An 18,241-nucleotide genomic window follows, 5' to 3' on the forward strand; every position below is an offset into this window, starting at 1 on the left:
AGGTCCATCCGCGCAAAGCCTGATCGACAGCCATGTTGTCCGAGTTGGAGTCGCTGACGGTCCTGATTGCCGAAGACAGTGCCGCTGACCGACTGCTGTTGTCGACGATTGTCCGCCGCCAGGGCCATCATGTTCTCACCGCCGCCGATGGTGCCGAGGCGGTCGAAATCTATACGGAGCAACGTCCGCACTTGGTGCTGATGGATGCCATGATGCCGGTCATGGATGGATTCGAGGCGGCGCAGAAGATCAAGCAACTGGCCGGCGACCAGTTGGTGCCGATCATTTTCCTCACGTCATTGACCGAAAGCGAAGGCCTGGCCCGTTGCCTGGAAGCCGGCGGTGACGATTTCCTGGCCAAACCCTACAACCAGGTGATTTTGGCCGCCAAGATCAAGGCCATGGACCGTCTGCGCCGGTTGCAGGCCACGGTCGTTGAACAGCGTGACCAGATTGCCCGGCACCACGATTACCTGCTCAACGAGCAGCGGGTCGCCAAGGCCGTGTTCGACAAGATTGCCCATTCCGGCTGCCTGAGCGCACCGAATATCCGCTACCTGCAATCGCCTTATGCCCTGTTCAACGGTGACCTGCTGCTGGCTGCGTTCAATCCGGCCGGCGACATGCACGTCCTGCTGGGGGATTTCACCGGGCACGGCCTGCCAGCGGCGGTCGGTGCGATGCCGCTGGCGGAAGTGTTCTATGGGATGACTGCCAAAGGCTACGGCCTGGCGCAGATCCTGCGGGAAATGAACGCCAAGCTCAAACGCATCCTGCCGGTGGACATGTTCTGTTGCGCGACGCTGCTCTGCCTGGGCTTCCAGCGCTGCACGGTGGAAATCTGGAATGGCGGCATGCCCGATGGGTACTTGCATGACAGTCTCACTGGCGTGCGCACGCCATTGCCGGCGCGGCACTTGCCATTGGGGGTGCTCACGCCTCAACTGTTCGATGACCGGACCGAAGTGCATCCTATGGCGGTGGGCGACCGGGTGTTCCTGCTGTCCGACGGCGTGATCGATACCAGCGATGCCGATGACCAACTGTTCGGTGTGGAGCGGCTGCAGCAGGTGTTTGCCGCCAACCGTGAACCCGATTGCCTTTTCGAAGATATCCAGCAGGCCCTGCGGGACTTTCGCGGCGAGGCACGCGACGATTTCAGCATGGTCGAAGTGCGGATGGTCGCGCCGACGCAACTCAATCCGCCGCCGCCGGTCTATTCCGACAGCGGCCAATCCAGTCCGCTGGACTGGTCGGTGAGTTTCGAGTTTCGGGCGCAGACGCTCAAGCGCTTCAACCCGATGCCGTACTTGTTGCAGTTGCTGCTTGAAGTGCATGGGCTCAGAGCTCAGAGCGGCGCGCTTTACAGCGTTCTTTCAGAGCTCTATTCCAATGCCCTGGAGCATGGGGTGTTGGGGCTCGACTCGAGCATCAAGCGCGACGCGTCGGGTTTTGCGCACTATTACATGGAGCGCAGCACTCGTCTGGATGAACTGGACGCTGGTCACATCCGGGTACATTTGCATGTCACGCCCCACGGCGACGGAGGTCGCCTGGTGATCGAGGTTGAAGACAGTGGTGAGGGCTTCGATGTAGCCCGTGTGTTGGCTCGGCCGCTGGACAGCGACCGGTTGTCGGGACGAGGTGTCAGTCTGGTGCGTCAGTTGAGCCATCAGGCGTGTTGGTCAGACGATGGTCGTAGTGTCCGCGTGGAGTTTTTCTGGGAGGCTCTGGCATAATCCGCGCGACTCTTGATCAGGGAGCGAACAAGTGAACGAGATTCATCTGGACCGCGACGTGCTCAGCACGTTGAAGGAAGTCATGGAGGAAGGGTATCTGGAACTGCTGGATACGTTTCTCAACGACTCCGAGGCACGCTTGCGTGTGCTGCATGAAGCCCGCGACGCCGAAAAGCTGAGCGCCACCGCCCACAGTTTCAAGGGCAGCAGCAGCAACATGGGTGCCATCCGCCTGGCCGAACTGTGTGGTGAGCTGGAGCAGCGTGCCAAACAGCCTTCCTTGGGCGGCATCGAGAAGCTGGTCAGCGAAATCGACAGCGAATTTGCCCATGTCCGAAATCTTTACCGGGAAGAGCGCGAAGGCTTCCACTGCTGAGTGATGACCTGCCACCCATCACCACTGTCTGGGCGTTGGCCCGTCCCTTGCATTGTCCAGTCTCGACTGTACCTATGATTTCAGTGCAGCGGAGACCTTTTTATGCCCGTTACGCCCAATACACTGCTTCAGGCCTCAGCCCAGGCCAAGCCGCAGGCCGCCGTCAATCCGCCGGCAGCGGCTCCGGACCTCGGCAATAGAGCCTCCAGCTTCGCCCAGGTCTTCGCCCAGCAAGCCCCCGTCAAATCCTCGTCGGCCCCTGAGCCTGCGATGAAGCCGGTGCGCGACAAGACCCCCGACAGCAGCGTCAAAAAGGACACCGGCGATGAAACGGCTGCCGCCCCGGAACCGACCGTTGCCGATAGCGGCAAACCCTTGCCCGCCGACAAACCGGTCAAGGCCGATGACACGGCAGACAAGGACGCCGATGCCGACAGCAAAACCGAGACCGAGACTCCGGTAGCGAACGCGACCCCTGCCGATCCTGTCATCGACCCGATGTTGCCGTCGGATGTGGCTATACCTGTGGTTCAAGCCGACGTAGTACCCGCGCCCGTGGTGGACGCCTCGACTGTGCCGCAAGTAGCGGCTGCCGTGGCGACCCCGGTCGTTCCGTTGGTCCCGGCAGCCCCGGCAGTCCCGGCCGCGCCGGAAGATCCAAAATTCGATCCCGAGGCCGATCCGCTTGACGCTTTGCCGGCGTTGCGCTTGGCGATGGAGCAGGGCGGCCACGTTTCCGCGACCAGCCAATCCAAGACCGCCGCCCCGGCTCCACTCAACGGTGAGCCGACCTCGGCCCAGACGTTTGCCGCTGGCATGGCCAGCATGCTCACCGTGCAAGCGGACCAGAACAGTACCGGTCCTGGCAGCCAAGGCGGGGAAAAGGCGTTCAGTGGGCTGATCGGCGAGGGCCTCAAGGACCTGGGCGCGGCTTCCAGTGACACCCGCGTGGATGATTTCGCCAACCGCCTGGCGGCGTTGACCCAGGCCGCTACGCCCAAGACCGCCAATGCGGTGCCGGTCAACCAGCCCATCGCCATGAATCAGAGTGGCTGGACCGAAGAAGTGGTCAACCGGGTGATGTACCTGTCGAGCGCCAATCTCAAGGCTGCCGATATCCAGTTGCAGCCCGCCGAGCTTGGTCGTCTGGACATCCGGGTGAACATGGTGCCGGATCAACAGACCCAAGTGACCTTCATGAGTGCCCATTCCGGCGTTCGCGAAGCCCTCGAAGGCCAGTTGCATCGCCTGCGGGACAGTTTCGCCCAGCAGGGCATGGGCCAGGTCGATGTCAACGTGTCCGATCAGTCCCGTGGTTCTCAGAACCCGGATCAGCAGGCGCAGCAGCAGGCCCAGGCCGGTCGCATGTCATCCTCCGGCGGGCGAGTGGATTCGACGGATGAGCACCTGCCGGCCAACGTCGCTGAGGTGGCGGCTGCTACCACCAGCGTCATCGGTACCAGCGCGGTCGATTACTACGCCTGACCGGTGAGGTAACCCCTTGTGGGAGCGGGCTTGCTCGCGAAGACGGTGTGTCAGTTGATGACAATGTCATCTGGCACACTGCCTTTGCGAGCAAGCCCGCTCCCACAGTTGTTTTCGGATGTCGCAAATTGCTTCTGGCATAACACTTGCTCCTGCCTTGCCATGCAACCGTAAACCCCCCGATTAGTGACGGATTATTGGCATGGCGAAGAGCGAAGCAGCAGCTGTAAAAGACCCCGCAACCAAAGGCAAACTCAAGATGATCATCCTGATCGTCGTGGGTTTGCTCCTGGCGATCGGTGTGTCCGTGGGGGCAACCTGGTATTTCATGCACAGCGCTCAAAGCAAGCCTGCGCCGGTGGTCGAGGCCGCGCCGGTGGGCAAGCAGCCAGCGATCTTCGAATCCATGGCGCCTGCATTCGTCGCCAACTACACCCAGAATGGCCGTCAACGCTACATGCAGGTCAGCATCACCTTGTTGGGTCGCAACCAGGCTGACCTGGAAGCGCTGCGGGTGCACATGCCTCTGATCCGCAATAATCTGGTAATGCTGTTTTCCGGACAGAATTTCGACACCCTCGCCACTCCCGTTGGCCAAGAGATGCTCCGTCAGAAAGCCACGGCCAGCGTGCAGGAAGTGGCTCAGAAAGAGCTCGGCAAAGTGGTGATCGAACAGTTGCTCTTCACTAACTTCGTATTGCAGTAGGAACCCGCCATGGCCGTGCAGGACCTGTTGTCCCAGGACGAAATCGACGCGCTGTTGCATGGTGTCGACGATGGCCTGGTGCAGACCGAAAACGCTGCTGAACCGGGCAGCGTCAAAAGCTACGACCTGACCAGCCAGGATCGCATCGTTCGCGGACGCATGCCGACCCTGGAGATGATCAACGAACGTTTCGCCCGCTACACCCGCATCAGTATGTTCAACATGCTGCGTCGCTCCGCCGACGTAGCGGTCGGTGGCGTGCAGGTAATGAAGTTCGGGGAGTACGTGCACTCGTTGTATGTGCCCACCAGTCTCAATCTGGTGAAGATCAAGCCGTTGCGCGGCACCGCGCTGTTCATCCTCGATGCCAAGCTGGTCTTCAAGTTGGTGGACAACTTCTTCGGCGGTGACGGTCGTCATGCCAAGATCGAGGGCCGTGAATTCACCCCGACCGAGCTGCGGGTCGTGCGCATGGTCCTGGAACAGGCCTTTGTCGACCTGAAGGAAGCCTGGCAGGCGATCATGGAAGTGAACTTCGAGTACATCAACTCGGAAGTGAACCCGGCCATGGCCAACATCGTCGGGCCGAGCGAAGCTATCGTGGTATCGACCTTCCACATTGAGCTCGATGGTGGTGGCGGCGACCTGCACGTGACCATGCCGTACTCGATGATCGAGCCGGTACGCGAAATGCTCGACGCCGGTTTCCAGTCCGACCTCGACGATCAGGACGAGCGCTGGATCAATGCGTTGCGCCAGGACGTACTGGATGTCGACGTGCCGATCGGTGCGACGGTTGCCCGGCGTCAGTTGCGCCTGCGGGACATCCTGCACATGCAGCCGGGGGACATCATTCCTGTCGAAATGCCGGAGGACATGATCATGCGCGCCAATGGCGTACCGGCCTTCAAGGTCAAGATGGGCTCTCATAAAGGCAACCTGGCGTTGCAAGTGATTGAGCCGATCGAACGCCGCTGAGCAATGTCGAACCTTGAGTTTTGTAGCTGAATTTTTACGTTTTTAACTGATTTTTGCCCGCCGAGGACAAATGATGGCTAATGATATGAACAACCAGGACGACCAGTCGCTGGCTGATGAGTGGGCAGCAGCCCTGGAAGAAGCCGGTGAAACCGGACAAGCCGACATCGACGCCTTGCTGGCCGCGGACACCGGCGCCAATGCGTCCAATCGCTTGCAGATGGAAGAGTTTGGCAGCGTGCCGAAAAGCAACGAACAGGTGACGCTGGACGGGCCGAATCTGGACGTGATTCTCGATATTCCTGTATCGATCTCCATGGAAGTGGGGAGCACCGACATCAACATCCGCAACCTGCTGCAACTCAACCAGGGCTCGGTGATCGAGCTGGATCGCCTGGCGGGTGAGCCGCTGGACGTGCTGGTCAACGGCACCCTGATTGCCCATGGTGAAGTGGTGGTGGTCAACGAGAAGTTCGGCATTCGCCTGACGGATGTGATCAGCCCGAGCGAACGCATCAAGAAGCTGCGCTGAGTGAAAGGTCTTTTCGCTACCACCCTGATGCTGCCATTCAGCGTCATGGCGGCCGAATCCGCGAGCACCGCGGCCGCAGCGTCGACGGCTGGCAGTGGCATGGCCGGACAATTGGTACAGCTGGTGCTCGGTCTGCTGCTGGTGCTGGGGGTGATCTTCTTGCTGGCCTGGCTGCTGCGACGCGTGCAGCAAGCGGGGCCCACCGGCAAGGGCCAGGTCATCGACATCGTCGGTTCGCGCGCGCTCGGTCCGCGGGATCGGTTGGTGCTGGTGCAGGTCGGCAACGAGCAAATCCTGCTGGGCTTGAGTCCGGGATCCATCACTGCGTTGCATGTCCTCAAGGAGCCGGTGCAGGTGCCTGCCACCGACCAGGCTACCCCCGAATTTGCCCAGCGCCTCATGGAACTGCTGGGTAAAGACCAGAAGGATAAGAAGTAATGCCGCTGCGCATTTTGTTGGCGCTGGCCCTGATGCTGGCCGCGCCGTTGGCGCTCGCTGCCGATCCGTTGTCGATTCCGGCGATCACCCTCGGTACCAACGCCCAGGGGGCCCAGGAGTACTCGGTCAGCCTGCAGATCCTGCTGATCATGACTGCGCTGAGTTTCATCCCGGCGTTCGTCATGTTGATGACCAGTTTCACTCGGATCATCATCGTCTTTTCGATCCTGCGCCAGGCCCTGGGGTTGCAGCAGACGCCCTCGAACCAGATCCTCACGGGCATGGCACTGTTCCTGACCATGTTTATCATGGCGCCGGTGTTCGACCGGGTGAACCAGGATGCGCTGCAACCTTACCTGGCGGAAAAGATCACCGCCCAGGACGCCGTGGCCAAGGCTGAGGTGCCGATCAAGGATTTCATGCTGGCCCAGACCCGCAGCAGCGACCTGGAGTTGTTCATGCGCCTGTCCAAGCGCACCGACATCGCCAGTGCCGACCAGGCACCGTTGACCATTCTGGTACCGGCATTCGTGACCTCTGAACTGAAAACCGCGTTCCAGATTGGCTTCATGATTTTTATCCCGTTCCTGATCATCGACCTGGTGGTCGCCAGCATATTGATGGCGATGGGTATGATGATGCTGTCGCCGCTGATCATTTCCTTGCCGTTCAAGATCATGCTGTTCGTGCTGGTGGATGGCTGGGCCTTGATCATCGGTACCCTGGCAGGCAGTTTTGGCGGTGTTTAGACCTTTTGCAGGTAGGGCGATATGACTCCCGAAGTAGCGGTGGACCTGTTTCGCGAAGCGCTCTGGCTGACAACCGTGATGGTCGCCATCCTGGTGATTCCCAGTCTGCTGGTAGGCCTGCTGGTGGCGATGTTCCAGGCCGCGACCCAGATCAACGAACAGACCCTGAGCTTCCTGCCGCGCCTGCTGGTCATGCTGGTGACGCTGATCATCGCCGGGCCCTGGCTGGTGCAAACCTTCATGGAATACATCCTGCGGTTGTACGGCAGTATTCCGCAGTTGATCGGCTGACGGATGTCGATGCTCGCGCTGACGGATACCCAGATCGGCTCCTGGGTGGCGGCTTTCGTCTTGCCGCTGTTTCGCGTCACTGCCGTATTGATGAGCATGCCTGTCTTCGGTACGACCCTGGTGCCCAGGCGTGTGCGCTTGTATTTCGCCCTGGCAATTACAGTGGTCATCGCGCCTGGGTTGCCACCGATGCCACCGGTTCATGCCCTGGACCTCAGTGCGCTGATGCTGGTGGCCGAACAGATCCTGATCGGGTCCTTGATGGGATTTTCGCTGCAGCTGTTTTTCCAGGCGTTCGTGGTGGCCGGGCAAATCATTTCGATCCAGATGGGCATGGCGTTCGCGTCCATGATCGACCCTACGAACGGCGTGAATACGGCGGTGATCGGTCAGTTCCTGACGATGCTGGTGACGCTGTTGTTCCTCGCCATGAACGGACACCTGGTGGTGTTCGAAGTGTTGACCGAGAGCTTCACCACGATGCCGGTGGGCAGTGCGCTGCTGGTCAATCATTTCTGGGAGGTTGCCGGCAAGCTCGGCTGGGTCCTGGGGGCGGCGATGGTATTGGTGCTGCCTGCGATCACGGCCCTGCTGGTGGTCAACATTGCATTTGGGGTGATGACCCGGGCGGCGCCGCAGCTGAATATTTTTTCCATCGGCTTTCCGCTGACCCTGGTGCTGGGCATGGTGATCTTCTGGGTCAGCCTGGGGGATATTCTCAATCAATATCAGCCGCTGGCCACCCAGGCCTTGCAGCTGCTACGCGACATGGCACAGGCGCGCTGAACCATGGCCGAGAGCGAGAGTGGCCAGGACAAGACAGAAGACCCCACGGACAAGCGTAGGCGCGAGTCCCGGGAAAAGGGTGAGATCGCGCGCTCCAAAGAACTCAATACCCTTGCGGTGATGCTGGCCGGCACTGGCGGGCTGCTGATCTATGGGGGCGGGTTGGCCCTGGATCTGCTGGAAATCATGCGCTTGAATTTCTCCCTGCCCCGTGAGGTGCTGCTCAGTCCGGGGGCTATGGCGCAGCACCTGTTGCACTCGGGCAAGATCGCGATCGTGGCGGTGCAGCCGATTCTGATCTTCTTGCTCCTGGCTGCTTTCATCGGCCCGATTTCCCTGGGGGGATGGTTGTTCGCAGCCGGTAGCCTGGCCCCCAAGTTCAGTCGGATGAATCCGTTGGCAGGCCTCAAGCGCATGTTTTCCACCTCGGCCCTGATGGAGCTGCTCAAGGCCTTTGGGAAATTTTTGCTGGTTTTGTCCGTGGCTTTGACGGTGTTGCAGTCGGACATTGACGACGTGCTGCGCATCGCCCATGAGCCGCTGGAACAGGCCATTATCCATAGCGTGCAACTGGTGGGCTGGAGTGCCTTGTGGATGGCCTGCGGCCTGATTCTGATCGCCGCGATCGATGTACCGATCCAACTGTATCAGAGCAAGCAGAAGCTGATGATGACCAAGCAGGAGGTTCGCGACGAGTACAAGGAGCAGGAGGGCAAGCCGGAGGTCAAGCAGCGGATTCGCCAGTTGCAACATGAGGTGTCCCAGCGGCGGATGATGTCGGCGATCCCGACAGCCGACGTAGTCATCACCAACCCCACCCATTACGCGGTGGCGCTCAAGTACGACCCGGACAAAGGCAACGCTCCGGTGTTGCTGGCCAAGGGCAGCGATTTCCTGGCGTTGAAGATCCGGGAGATTGCCGTGGCCAATGAAGTGATGCTGCTGGAGTCGCCGGCCCTGGCGCGGTCGATCTATTATTCCACCGAGCTCGATCAGGAGATTCCTGGCGGGCTGTATCTGGCGGTGGCTCAGGTATTGGCCTATGTCTATCAGATCCGCCAGCACCGCGCCGGCAAAGGCAAGCGCCCCGATCCACTCAAGGACCTGCCGATCCCGCCGGATTTGCGTCGCGATCCAGAATAAGGTGTGCGCCAGGTCCTGTTACTGACAAACCCTGTGGGAGCGGACTTGCTCGCGAAGGCGTCGTGTCAGTCATGCATCTATCAACGGGTACACCGCTTTCGCGAGCAAGCCCGCTCCCACAGGATTCGTGTTCTGGCTTGAAGGCTTGTATTCCAAGGTCTGGCAAAAGTTGGAAGGCTTCTTGCAATACCCCGTCTGCGCCCGTTCCGGGCGTCAAAAGTTTGCTTCACAGGAACGGGGAATTTTGGTGGATCGCTCTCAGTTACTCAGCACTGCGCGCAGCAACGTCGTAGACCTCGGCCGGGGCAATCTGGGCGTCCCGCTGTTGCTGATGGTCATGCTCGCCATGATGATGCTGCCGGTACCGCCGTTCCTGCTGGACGTGTTCTTCACGTTCAACATCGCCTTGTCGATCGTAGTGCTGCTGGTGTGCGTGTATGCCCTGCGCCCGCTGGATTTCGCCGTGTTCCCGACCATCCTGCTGGTGGCCACGCTGTTGCGCCTGGCGCTGAACGTGGCGTCGACCCGCGTGGTCATGCTGCACGGCCAGGAAGGTCATGCCGCCGCCGGTAAGGTGATCCAGGCCTTCGGTGAGGTGGTGATCGGCGGTAACTACGTGGTTGGTATCGTGGTCTTCGCCATCTTGATGATCATCAACTTCGTGGTGGTCACCAAGGGTGCCGGGCGTATTTCCGAGGTGAGCGCGCGTTTCACCCTCGACGCGATGCCTGGCAAGCAAATGGCAATCGACGCGGATCTCAACGCCGGCCTGATCGATCAGAGCCAGGCCAAGCTCCGGCGTCTCGAAGTGGCCCAGGAGGCCGAGTTCTACGGCTCCATGGACGGTGCGAGCAAGTTCGTGCGCGGTGACGCCATCGCGGGCCTGTTGATCCTGTTCATCAACCTGATCGGCGGCATGGCCGTCGGTATCTTCCAACATCAGATGAGTTTCGGTGATGCAGGCAAGGTTTACGCCTTGCTGACCATCGGTGACGGTTTGGTGGCGCAATTGCCATCACTGTTGTTATCCACAGCTGCGGCGATCATGGTGACCCGTGCTTCGGGCTCCGAAGACATGGGCAAGCAGATCAGCCGGCAGATGTTCGCGTCGCCCAAGGCCCTGGCTGTGGCCGCCGGTCTGATGGCCGTGATGGGCCTGGTCCCGGGCATGCCACACATTTCCTTCCTGAGCATGGCCGCCGTGGCGGCAGGCGGCGCCTACCTGTTCTGGAAGAAGCAGAACGTGCAGAAAATCCAGGCATTGCAGGAGGTCAAGCGCCAGCAGGAACTGCTGCCATCGCCGGCCCGCGCCCTGGAGACCAAGGAGCTGGGCTGGGACGACGTGACCCCGATCGACATGATCGGGCTGGAAGTCGGCTATCGCCTGATCCCGCTGGTGGATCGCAACCAGGGCGGACAACTGCTGGCGCGGATCAAGGGGGTGCGCAAGAAGCTGTCCCAGGACCTGGGTTTCCTGATGCCCACCGTGCACATCCGCGATAACCTCGACCTGGCGCCCAGCGCCTATCGCTTGACGTTGATGGGGGTGATCCTGGCTGAAGCCGAGATCTATCCGGACCGCGAACTGGCGATCAATCCGGGTCAGGTCTATGGTTCGCTCAACGGCATTACCGCCAAGGACCCGGCTTTTGGCCTGGAGGCGGTGTGGATTGAAATCAGTCAGCGGGCCCAGGCCCAGTCCCTCGGTTACACCGTGGTGGACGCCAGTACGGTAGTCGCGACGCATTTGAACCAGATTTTGTACAAGCACTCCAGCGAATTGATCGGCCACGAAGAAGTCCAGCAATTGCTGCAGGTGTTGGCCAAAGGCTCACCAAAACTGGCCGAAGAGCTGGTGCCGGGTGTGGTTTCGTTGTCGCAGTTGCTCAAGATTTTGCAGGCGCTGCTGGCCGAACAGGTGCCGGTACGCGACATCCGCAGTATTGCCGAAGCCATCGCCAACAACGCTTCCAAGAGTCAAGATACCGCCGCCATGGTGGCCGCGGTTCGGGTCGGCGTATCCCGTGCAATCGTCCAAAGCATTGTAGGCACTGAGTCGGAGCTGCCTGTGATCACGCTGGAGCCAAGGTTGGAACAGATATTGCTCAATAGTCTTCAGAAGGCAGGGCAAGGCTCGGAAGAGGGCGTTCTGCTGGAGCCAAGCATGGCCGAGAAGCTGCAACGTTCGTTGATCGAGGCAGCCCAGCGGCAAGAGATGCAAGGCCAACCGGTGATCCTGCTGGTGGCGGGTCCGATTCGTGCGATGCTCTCGCGTTTCGGTCGCCTCGCGGTCCCGGGGCTGCATGTGCTGGCGTACCAGGAAATACCGGACAACAAGCAAGTGACCATTGTTGCGACAGTAGGGCCCAACGGCTGAGGTAGTGGGTTATGCAAGTGAAGCGTTTTTTCGCCGCCGATATGCGTCAGGCCATGAAACTGGTCCGTGACGAGCTGGGCGCCGAAGCAGCCATCATCGGCAACCGCCGGATCGCCGGTGGTGTCGAGCTGACGGCGGCTCTGGACTACAAGCTGTCTGCGCTCGCCCCGCGGGTTCCGAACATGGAGCTTGAGGATGAGCTGCGCAAGACCCAGTCGCGCATTGCCAGCGCCCAGGCCGAATTGAGTCTGCGCAGCAGCGAAGGCGAGGCGGCCCCGGGTACCAATCGTCAATTGTTTGCCGGTCAGCCGTTGACCGCAGGCCTGCCGCTGACCGCTGCCGAACCGTTGATCGAGCCGACCCCGGCCGAGCCGCGCCGTCCCGCGCCGGCGCCTGCCGCACCGGCTCCTGGTATCGATCCGCGTGCCCTGGACTCGATGCGTTTCGAACTCAACAGCCTGCGCGAACTGATGGAAGTCCAGCTCGGCTCCCTGGCCTGGAACCAACTGCAAGGCAGCCGTCCGGCCCAGGCCAACCTGTGGCGCCGCCTGCAACGCATCGGCCTGTCCGGCCCGCTGGCTCGCGACCTGCTGGCGCTGATCAACGATATCCACGAGCCTCGCCAGGCTTGGCGCATGCTGCTGGCGCATCTGGCGCGAATGATTGCCACGCCGGAAGTCGAGCCGCTGGAAGAGGGTGGGGTGATCGCCATGGTCGGCCCGGCCGGCATGGGCAAGACCACGACCCTGGCCAAACTCGCCGCCCGTTATGTACTCAAGTACGGTGCCCAGAGCATTGCCCTGGTGAGCATGGACAGCTTCCGTATCGGCGCCCAGGAGCAACTCAAGACCCTGGGCCGGATTCTCAACGTGTCGGTGACCCATGTGGATCCGGGTCAATCCCTGGCCCAGGCGCTGGAGCCACTGTTGCGCAAGCGCGTCGTGCTGATCGATACCGCAGGCCTGCAAGCCAGCGATCCAGCCCTGCGCATGCAGCTCGAAAGCCTGGCCGGACGCGGCATCAAGTCAAAAAATTATCTCGTGTTGGCAACCACCAGCCAGAAACAGGTTCTAACCGCCGCCTACCACAGCTACAAGCGCTGCGGACTGGCCGGTTGCATCCTGACCAAGCTGGACGAAACGGCAAGCCTGGGCGAGGTCTTGAGCCTGGCGATCGGTCACGATCTGCCGGTGGCGTACCTGACCGACGGGCCGCGGATCCCGGATGATTTGCATCTGCCGCGCCGCCACCAACTGGTCAGCCGTGCCGTGAGTGTGCAAATGCAGGACGAACCCAGCGAAGAAGCCATGGCTGATATGTTCGCTGATATCTACCACAGCCCGACCAAGCAGGTTGGCTGAGGTAATCATGAATACTTTTTGTACCTACATCGATGGTCTGCCAGGCAATGTTCCGTATGTGAACGCGCAGCCAGTAATGTGGCCTCCGTCTAAGTAAGACAGGTAAAGAACGAACATGGGCAGCATGCATCCCGTACAGGTGATCGCGGTGACCGGCGGCAAAGGTGGCGTCGGCAAGACTAACGTGTCAGTGAACTTGTCCCTGGCTCTGGCAGAGCTTGGCCGACGGGTCATGCTGCTGGACGCCGACCTGGGCCTGGCGAACGTCGATGTGCTGTTGGGACTCACACCCAAGCGCACGCTGGCGGACGTGATCGAGGGCCGCTGCGAGCTGCGTGACGTGCTGCTGCAGGGGCCGGGCGGGATTCGCATCGTGCCGGCCGCCTCCGGCACCCAGAGCATGGTTCATCTGACGCCGGCCCAGCACGCTGGCCTGATCCAGGCATTCAGCGACATCGGTGACAACCTCGACGTGCTGGTAATCGACACGGCGGCGGGCATCGGTGATTCGGTCGTCAGCTTCGTGCGCGCCGCCCAGGAAGTGCTGCTGGTGGTCTGTGACGAGCCTACCTCCATCACCGACGCCTACGCCCTGATCAAGCTCTTGAACCGCGACTACGGCATGAACCGCTTCCGCGTCCTGGCCAACATGGCCCAGAGCCCGCAGGAGGGGCGCAACCTGTTCGCCAAGTTGACCAAGGTCACCGATCGTTTCCTGGACGTTGCCCTGCAATACGTCGGTGCCGTGCCGTACGACGAGAGCGTACGCAAGGCGGTCCAGAAGCAACGTGCCGTCTATGAAGCCTTTCCCCGTTCCAAATGCGCGCTGGCATTCAAGGCAATCGCCCAGAAGGTCGATACCTGGCCGCTGCCGGCCAATCCGCGCGGGCATCTGGAATTTTTCGTCGAGCGTCTCGTGCAACAAACAGCAGGGCCCGTGTTATGACAGCCAGCGGTTACAACCACCTCTACAAGAAATCGGCACGGGACGCCCAATACGAGTTGATCGAGCGTTATGCGCCCTTGGTCAAGCGCATCGCCTATCACTTGTTGGCGCGGTTGCCGGCCAGTGTGCAGGTCGAGGACCTGATCCAGGCGGGCATGATCGGCCTGCTCGAAGTGGCGAACAAATACGACGCCAGCAAGGGCGCCAGTTTCGAGACCTACGCCGGCATCCGCATTCGCGGCGCGATGCTCGACGAAGTCCGCAAGGGCGACTGGGCACCCCGTTCGGTGCATCGCAATACCCGCATGGTCAGTGACGCCATTCGCGCTATTGAAGCGAAAACCGGACGAGACGCTAAAGATCACGAGGTTGCGGCCGAACTCCAGTTGAGTCTCGATGATTATTACGGGATTTTGAACGATACCTTGGGCAGCCGCCTGTTCAGTTTCGACGACCTGTTGCAGGACGGCGATCATGATGGGCTGCACGAGGACGGCGCGAGTACTCACATGGAGCCTGCGCGTGACCTGGAAGACGAACGTTTCCAGAGCGCGTTGGCCGATGCGATTGCCAATTTGCCGGAGCGTGAGCGACTGGTCTTGGCGCTGTACTACGACGAAGAGCTGAATCTCAAGGAAATCGGTGAGGTCCTGGGGGTCAGCGAATCGCGGGTCAGTCAGTTACACAGCCAGTGCGCCGCCCGTTTGCGGGGGCGTTTGGGGGAGTGGCGAGCGCGCTGACAGTCGGTTCGGGTGCCCCGGACCGTCGTCGGATGCTGTACCGGATTGATTGAAATGGCGCGTTCAGGTGCTGTACGCGTTTAAGTCTGCTTGGAGGTCGAATTGGACAAGAACATGAAAATCCTCATCGTTGATGACTTTTCAACGATGCGGCGGATCATAAAAAACCTGTTGCGTGACCTTGGGTTCACCAACACGGTCGAGGCCGACGATGGCACCACTGCCATCCCGGTTCTCAATAGCGGGAGCATCGACTTTCTGGTGACTGACTGGAACATGCCCGGCATGACCGGTATCGACTTGCTGCGCCATGTGCGCGCCGATGAAAAACTCAAGCACCTTCCTGTGTTGATGGTCACCGCCGAAGCCAAGCGCGAGCAGATCATCGAAGCGGCCCAAGCCGGTGTGAACGGCTATGTGGTCAAACCCTTCACGGCCCAGGCGTTGAAAGAAAAGATCGAAAAGATCTTCGAACGCATCGGTTAACGGCGCCACGGGGGAGCTATGGAGAATAATGAAGCTTCAATGGGCGATTTCGAATCGACCCTGAAAAAACATGCCCGCGAACTGGTCGACAGCCTTGAGAAAGGTCGTTTCGGCGATGCAGTCCAGATGATCCACGAGCTCAATCAGACCCGGGATCGTGGTCTGTACCAGGAAGTCGGCAAGCTCACCCGTGAATTGCACAGCGCGATCGTCAATTTCCAGATCGATCCGAACACCCCCCAGGCCGAGGAGGTCTCGCAGATCACCGACGCGACCGAGCGGCTGTCCTACGTGGTCAAGCTGACCGAGGCCGCCGCCAACCGCACCATGGACCTGGTGGAAAGCGCCACGCCGTTGGTCAATGGCCTTGGCGATGAAGCCCAGGCCTTGAGCGCCGACTGGGCCCGTTTCATGCGTCGTGAAGTCGGCGCAGAGGAATTCCGCGACCTGGCGCGTCGGGTCGACGGTTTTCTGACACGCAGTAGCGCCGATAACCGCGCGGTCGCGAGCAACCTCAACGACATTCTGCTGGCCCAGGACTATCAGGACCTGACCGGTCAGGTGATCAAGCGCGTCACCCAATTGGTCACCGAAGTCGAAGGCAATCTGCTCAAGCTGGTGTTGATGGCCAGCCAGGTCGACCGCTTTGCGGGCATTGAACACGACCGTGAAGCGATGCTTGCCGAAAAAGATCCACAAAAACATCTCTCTCAGGGTGAAGGTCCGCAAATTCATGCCGATAAAAGAGAAGACGTTATGTCCGGTCAGGACGATGTGGACGATTTGCTGTCCAGCCTTGGATTTTAGCCCTGTTTTAGGAGCACCCCATTAATGAGCTTCGGCGCCGATGAAGAGATCCTTCAGGATTTCCTGGTTGAGGCCGGCGAGATTCTAGAGCAACTGTCCGAGCAATTGGTCGAGCTGGAAAGCCGGCCGGATGATGCGGATCTGCTCAACGCAATCTTTCGCGGTTTCCACACTGTAAAAGGAGGCGCCGGCTTCCTTCAGCTCAACGAGCTGGTGGAGTGCTGCCATATTGCCGAGAACGTGTTCGACATCCTGCGCAAGGGTGAGCGTCGCGTGGATTCGGAATTGATGGACGTGGTGCTGGAAGCGCTGGACGCGGTCAACAGCATGTTCAGCGAGGTGCGTGATCGTTCGCCGATCACCGCTGCCACCCCTGAGTTGCTCGCTGCGCTGTCGCGCCTGGCCGAGCCGCAATCGGCTGACGAAGCTGCTCCGGTCGAGACCGCGGTTGAAGAACCCATTGTCGAGGAGCCGGCCGCCGAGGAATCGGGCGATATTACCGATAACGAATTCGAACAACTGCTGGACTCCCTGAGTGCCGTCAAGGCCGAAGCCCAGACTCAGACCCAGGCTCCGGTAGCGGCTGCGCCCGCTGATACCGGCGCGGCCAGCGATGAGATCACCGATGCAGAGTTCGAGTCGCTGCTCGATCAGTTGCACGGCAAAGGCCAGTTCGCTGTCGATGCGGTTGTCCCGCCGGCAGCCCCAGCCGCGCCGAAAGCCGCGGGCGACAGTTCCGACATCACCGACGATGAATTCGAAGCCTTGCTCGATCAGCTGCATGGCAAGGGGACTTTCGCCGTTGACGCCCTGGAGTCGGCCATTGCCTCTACGCCGGCTCCGAACAAGCCTGCCGCCGCAGCGGCCGGCAGCGACCTGATCACCGATCAGGAATTCGAATCGCTGCTCGACGATCTGCACGGCAAAGGCAAGTTCAGCGAAGTCGGCACGGCCTCTGCTGCGCCAACTGCCGCATCGGCCGCCAAGGCCGCGCCGAAAGCCGCCGCCAAGGCACCGGAACCCAAGGCCGAAACACCGGCCCCCGCACCCAAGCCTGCAGCGGCGGCCGCTGCGCCTGTCCGTGCTCCGGCCGCGACGTCTGCACCGGCGGAAAAACCGACCAGTGAAGCCGAAACCACCGTTCGGGTTGACACCGCGCGCCTGGATGAGATCATGAACATGGTTGGCGAGCTGGTGCTGGTGCGTAACCGCCTGGTGCGCCTGGGCCTCAACAGCCAGGACGAAGCCATGTCCAAGGCCGTGTCGAACCTCGACGTGGTCACGGCCGATCTGCAGACCGCGGTCATGAAGACCCGGATGCAGCCGATCAAGAAAGTTTTCGGGCGCTTCCCGCGCCTGGTACGTGACCTGGCTCGCCAGCTCAAGAAAGAAATCAATCTGGAACTGGTGGGTGAGGATACCGACCTCGACAAGAACCTCGTCGAGGCCCTGGCCGACCCGCTGGTCCACTTGGTGCGCAACGCGGTCGACCATGGCATTGAATCGCCGGAAGAGCGCGAAGCCGCGGGTAAGGTCCGCAGCGGCAAGGTGATCCTGGCCGCCGAGCAAGAGGGCGATCATATCCTGCTGTCGATCTCCGACGACGGCAAAGGCATGGACCCGGAAGTGTTGCGTGCCATCGCCGTCAAGCGCGGCGTGATGGACAAAGACGCTGCCGACCGCTTGAGCGATACCGAGTGCTACAACCTGATCTTCGCTCCCGGCTTCTCGACCAAGACCGAGATTTCCGACGTGTCGGGTCGTGGTGTGGGCATGGATGTGGTGAAAACCAAGATTTCCCAGCTCAATGGTTCGATCAACATCCACTCGGTCAAGGGCTCGGGCTCGAAGATCCTCATCAAGGTTCCGCTGACCCTGGCGATCATGCCAACGCTGATGGTGATGCTCGGCAACCAGGCGTTCGCGTTCCCGCTGGTCAACGTCAATGAGATCTTCCACCTCGACCTGTCGCGTACCAACGTGGTGGACGGCCAGGAAGTGGTGATCGTGCGGGACAAGGCGCTGCCGTTGTTCTACCTCAAGCGCTGGTTGGTCAGCTCCGCAGCGCATGTGGAGCAGGGCGAGGGCCACGTGGTGATCCTTTCGGTGGGCACCCAGCGGATCGGCTTCGTCGTCGACCAGCTCGTGGGCCAGGAAGAAGTGGTCATCAAGCCGCTGGGCAAAATGCTCCAAGGCACCCCGGGCATGTCCGGCGCCACCATCACCGGCGACGGCCGCATCGCGCTGATCCTCGATGTACCGAGCATGCTCAAGCGTTACGCCGCGCGGCGTATTTGATTC

18 protein-coding genes are annotated in these 18,241 nt (G+C 60.8%); all 18 read left to right on the forward strand.

Annotated elements, in window-relative coordinates:
* Positions 1 to 32 precede the first annotated feature (32 nt).
* The 18 genes from FBX99_RS09900 to FBX99_RS09985 all read left to right on the forward strand — a co-directional run bounded on the left by FBX99_RS09900 (position 33) and on the right by FBX99_RS09985 (position 18,238).
* Positions 33 to 1,739, forward strand: a complete 1,707-nt coding sequence (locus FBX99_RS09900; protein ID WP_144928247.1) for a fused response regulator/phosphatase — start codon at positions 33 to 35, stop codon at positions 1,737 to 1,739.
* Positions 1,740 to 1,770: 31 nt separating this feature from the next.
* Complete coding sequence (locus FBX99_RS09905; RefSeq protein WP_144928245.1) at positions 1,771 to 2,115, forward strand: Hpt domain-containing protein; 345 nt, start codon at positions 1,771 to 1,773, stop codon at positions 2,113 to 2,115.
* A 102-nt stretch (positions 2,116 to 2,217) separates the two neighbouring features.
* Positions 2,218 to 3,600, forward strand: a complete 1,383-nt coding sequence (locus tag FBX99_RS09910; protein WP_144928243.1) for a flagellar hook-length control protein FliK — start codon at positions 2,218 to 2,220, stop codon at positions 3,598 to 3,600.
* A 202-nt stretch (positions 3,601 to 3,802) separates the two neighbouring features.
* Positions 3,803 to 4,306 carry a flagellar basal body-associated protein FliL gene (gene fliL / locus FBX99_RS09915; RefSeq protein ID WP_144928241.1) on the forward strand — a complete coding sequence of 168 codons (504 nt, stop codon included), beginning with the start codon at positions 3,803 to 3,805 and terminating at the stop codon, positions 4,304 to 4,306.
* A 9-nt stretch (positions 4,307 to 4,315) separates the two neighbouring features.
* Positions 4,316 to 5,284: a flagellar motor switch protein FliM gene (gene fliM, locus FBX99_RS09920; RefSeq protein WP_003184019.1), complete on the forward strand. Its 969-nt coding sequence runs from the start codon at positions 4,316 to 4,318 to the stop codon at positions 5,282 to 5,284.
* Positions 5,285 to 5,357: 73 nt separating this feature from the next.
* Complete coding sequence (gene fliN, locus FBX99_RS09925; protein WP_144928367.1) at positions 5,358 to 5,816, forward strand: flagellar motor switch protein FliN; 459 nt, start codon at positions 5,358 to 5,360, stop codon at positions 5,814 to 5,816.
* A gap of 27 nt (positions 5,817 to 5,843) precedes the next feature.
* A complete protein-coding gene (fliO, locus tag FBX99_RS09930; RefSeq protein ID WP_144928369.1) occupies positions 5,844 to 6,254 on the forward strand; it encodes a flagellar biosynthetic protein FliO in 411 nt (136 codons plus the stop codon).
* On the forward strand, positions 6,254 to 7,003 hold the full coding sequence (gene fliP, locus FBX99_RS09935) for a flagellar type III secretion system pore protein FliP (RefSeq protein WP_144928239.1): 750 nt from the start codon (positions 6,254 to 6,256) through the stop codon (positions 7,001 to 7,003). The genes fliO and fliP overlap by 1 nt, the downstream gene beginning before the upstream one ends.
* 21 nt (positions 7,004 to 7,024) lie before the next feature.
* Positions 7,025 to 7,294 carry a flagellar biosynthesis protein FliQ gene (gene fliQ / locus FBX99_RS09940; protein ID WP_144928237.1) on the forward strand — a complete coding sequence of 90 codons (270 nt, stop codon included), beginning with the start codon at positions 7,025 to 7,027 and terminating at the stop codon, positions 7,292 to 7,294.
* A gap of 3 nt (positions 7,295 to 7,297) precedes the next feature.
* Complete coding sequence (gene fliR / locus FBX99_RS09945; protein ID WP_144928235.1) at positions 7,298 to 8,080, forward strand: flagellar biosynthetic protein FliR; 783 nt, start codon at positions 7,298 to 7,300, stop codon at positions 8,078 to 8,080.
* A 3-nt stretch (positions 8,081 to 8,083) separates the two neighbouring features.
* The gene (gene flhB / locus FBX99_RS09950; RefSeq protein WP_144928233.1) at positions 8,084 to 9,223 is read left to right on the forward strand and encodes a flagellar biosynthesis protein FlhB; all 1,140 of its coding nucleotides are present in this window, start codon (positions 8,084 to 8,086) and stop codon (positions 9,221 to 9,223) included.
* 247 nt (positions 9,224 to 9,470) lie between these two features.
* A complete protein-coding gene (flhA, locus tag FBX99_RS09955) occupies positions 9,471 to 11,600 on the forward strand; it encodes a flagellar biosynthesis protein FlhA (protein WP_144928231.1) in 2,130 nt (709 codons plus the stop codon).
* 11 nt (positions 11,601 to 11,611) lie between these two features.
* Entirely contained in the window at positions 11,612 to 12,961 is a 1,350-nt protein-coding gene (gene flhF, locus FBX99_RS09960; protein WP_144928229.1) for a flagellar biosynthesis protein FlhF, read from the forward strand.
* A gap of 115 nt (positions 12,962 to 13,076) precedes the next feature.
* Positions 13,077 to 13,907 (forward strand): flagellar synthesis regulator FleN, encoded by an 831-nt coding sequence (gene fleN / locus FBX99_RS09965; RefSeq protein ID WP_003184001.1) that lies wholly within the window; start codon positions 13,077 to 13,079, stop codon positions 13,905 to 13,907.
* A complete protein-coding gene (gene fliA / locus FBX99_RS09970; protein WP_144928227.1) occupies positions 13,904 to 14,647 on the forward strand; it encodes an RNA polymerase sigma factor FliA in 744 nt (247 codons plus the stop codon). Before fleN ends, fliA begins: the two co-directional genes overlap by 4 nt.
* Positions 14,648 to 14,761: 114 nt before the next feature.
* Positions 14,762 to 15,133: a chemotaxis response regulator CheY gene (locus FBX99_RS09975; protein ID WP_003183998.1), complete on the forward strand. Its 372-nt coding sequence runs from the start codon at positions 14,762 to 14,764 to the stop codon at positions 15,131 to 15,133.
* A gap of 18 nt (positions 15,134 to 15,151) precedes the next feature.
* The gene (locus FBX99_RS09980) at positions 15,152 to 15,940 is read left to right on the forward strand and encodes a protein phosphatase CheZ (RefSeq protein WP_144928225.1); all 789 of its coding nucleotides are present in this window, start codon (positions 15,152 to 15,154) and stop codon (positions 15,938 to 15,940) included.
* A 24-nt stretch (positions 15,941 to 15,964) separates the two neighbouring features.
* A complete protein-coding gene (locus FBX99_RS09985; protein WP_144928223.1) occupies positions 15,965 to 18,238 on the forward strand; it encodes a chemotaxis protein CheA in 2,274 nt (757 codons plus the stop codon).
* Positions 18,239 to 18,241: the final 3 nt, after the last annotated feature.

The sequence above is a fragment of the Pseudomonas sp. SJZ074 genome, from assembly GCF_007828215.1.
In the GTDB taxonomy this organism is placed as follows: Bacteria; Pseudomonadota; Gammaproteobacteria; order Pseudomonadales; family Pseudomonadaceae; genus Aquipseudomonas.

What these genes read in the sequence shown, in the direction of transcription:
- fleN (WP_003184001.1), top strand. Translation starts at nt 13,077, where the DNA reads ATGGGCAGCATGCATCCCGTACAGGTGATCGCGGTGACCGGCGGCAAA.
- FBX99_RS09985 (WP_144928223.1), top strand. Translation starts at nt 15,965, where the DNA reads ATGAGCTTCGGCGCCGATGAAGAGATCCTTCAGGATTTCCTGGTTGAG.
- fliQ (WP_144928237.1), top strand. Translation starts at nt 7,025, where the DNA reads ATGACTCCCGAAGTAGCGGTGGACCTGTTTCGCGAAGCGCTCTGGCTG.
- FBX99_RS09900 (WP_144928247.1), top strand. Translation starts at nt 33, where the DNA reads ATGTTGTCCGAGTTGGAGTCGCTGACGGTCCTGATTGCCGAAGACAGT.
- flhB (WP_144928233.1), top strand. Translation starts at nt 8,084, where the DNA reads ATGGCCGAGAGCGAGAGTGGCCAGGACAAGACAGAAGACCCCACGGAC.
- fliR (WP_144928235.1), top strand. Translation starts at nt 7,298, where the DNA reads ATGTCGATGCTCGCGCTGACGGATACCCAGATCGGCTCCTGGGTGGCG.
- fliA (WP_144928227.1), top strand. Translation starts at nt 13,904, where the DNA reads ATGACAGCCAGCGGTTACAACCACCTCTACAAGAAATCGGCACGGGAC.
- FBX99_RS09975 (WP_003183998.1), top strand. Translation starts at nt 14,762, where the DNA reads ATGAAAATCCTCATCGTTGATGACTTTTCAACGATGCGGCGGATCATA.
- fliL (WP_144928241.1), top strand. Translation starts at nt 3,803, where the DNA reads ATGGCGAAGAGCGAAGCAGCAGCTGTAAAAGACCCCGCAACCAAAGGC.
- FBX99_RS09910 (WP_144928243.1), top strand. Translation starts at nt 2,218, where the DNA reads ATGCCCGTTACGCCCAATACACTGCTTCAGGCCTCAGCCCAGGCCAAG.
- fliM (WP_003184019.1), top strand. Translation starts at nt 4,316, where the DNA reads ATGGCCGTGCAGGACCTGTTGTCCCAGGACGAAATCGACGCGCTGTTG.
- fliP (WP_144928239.1), top strand. Translation starts at nt 6,254, where the DNA reads ATGCCGCTGCGCATTTTGTTGGCGCTGGCCCTGATGCTGGCCGCGCCG.
- fliN (WP_144928367.1), top strand. Translation starts at nt 5,358, where the DNA reads ATGGCTAATGATATGAACAACCAGGACGACCAGTCGCTGGCTGATGAG.
- FBX99_RS09980 (WP_144928225.1), top strand. Translation starts at nt 15,152, where the DNA reads ATGGAGAATAATGAAGCTTCAATGGGCGATTTCGAATCGACCCTGAAA.
- flhF (WP_144928229.1), top strand. Translation starts at nt 11,612, where the DNA reads ATGCAAGTGAAGCGTTTTTTCGCCGCCGATATGCGTCAGGCCATGAAA.
- fliO (WP_144928369.1), top strand. Translation starts at nt 5,844, where the DNA reads ATGCTGCCATTCAGCGTCATGGCGGCCGAATCCGCGAGCACCGCGGCC.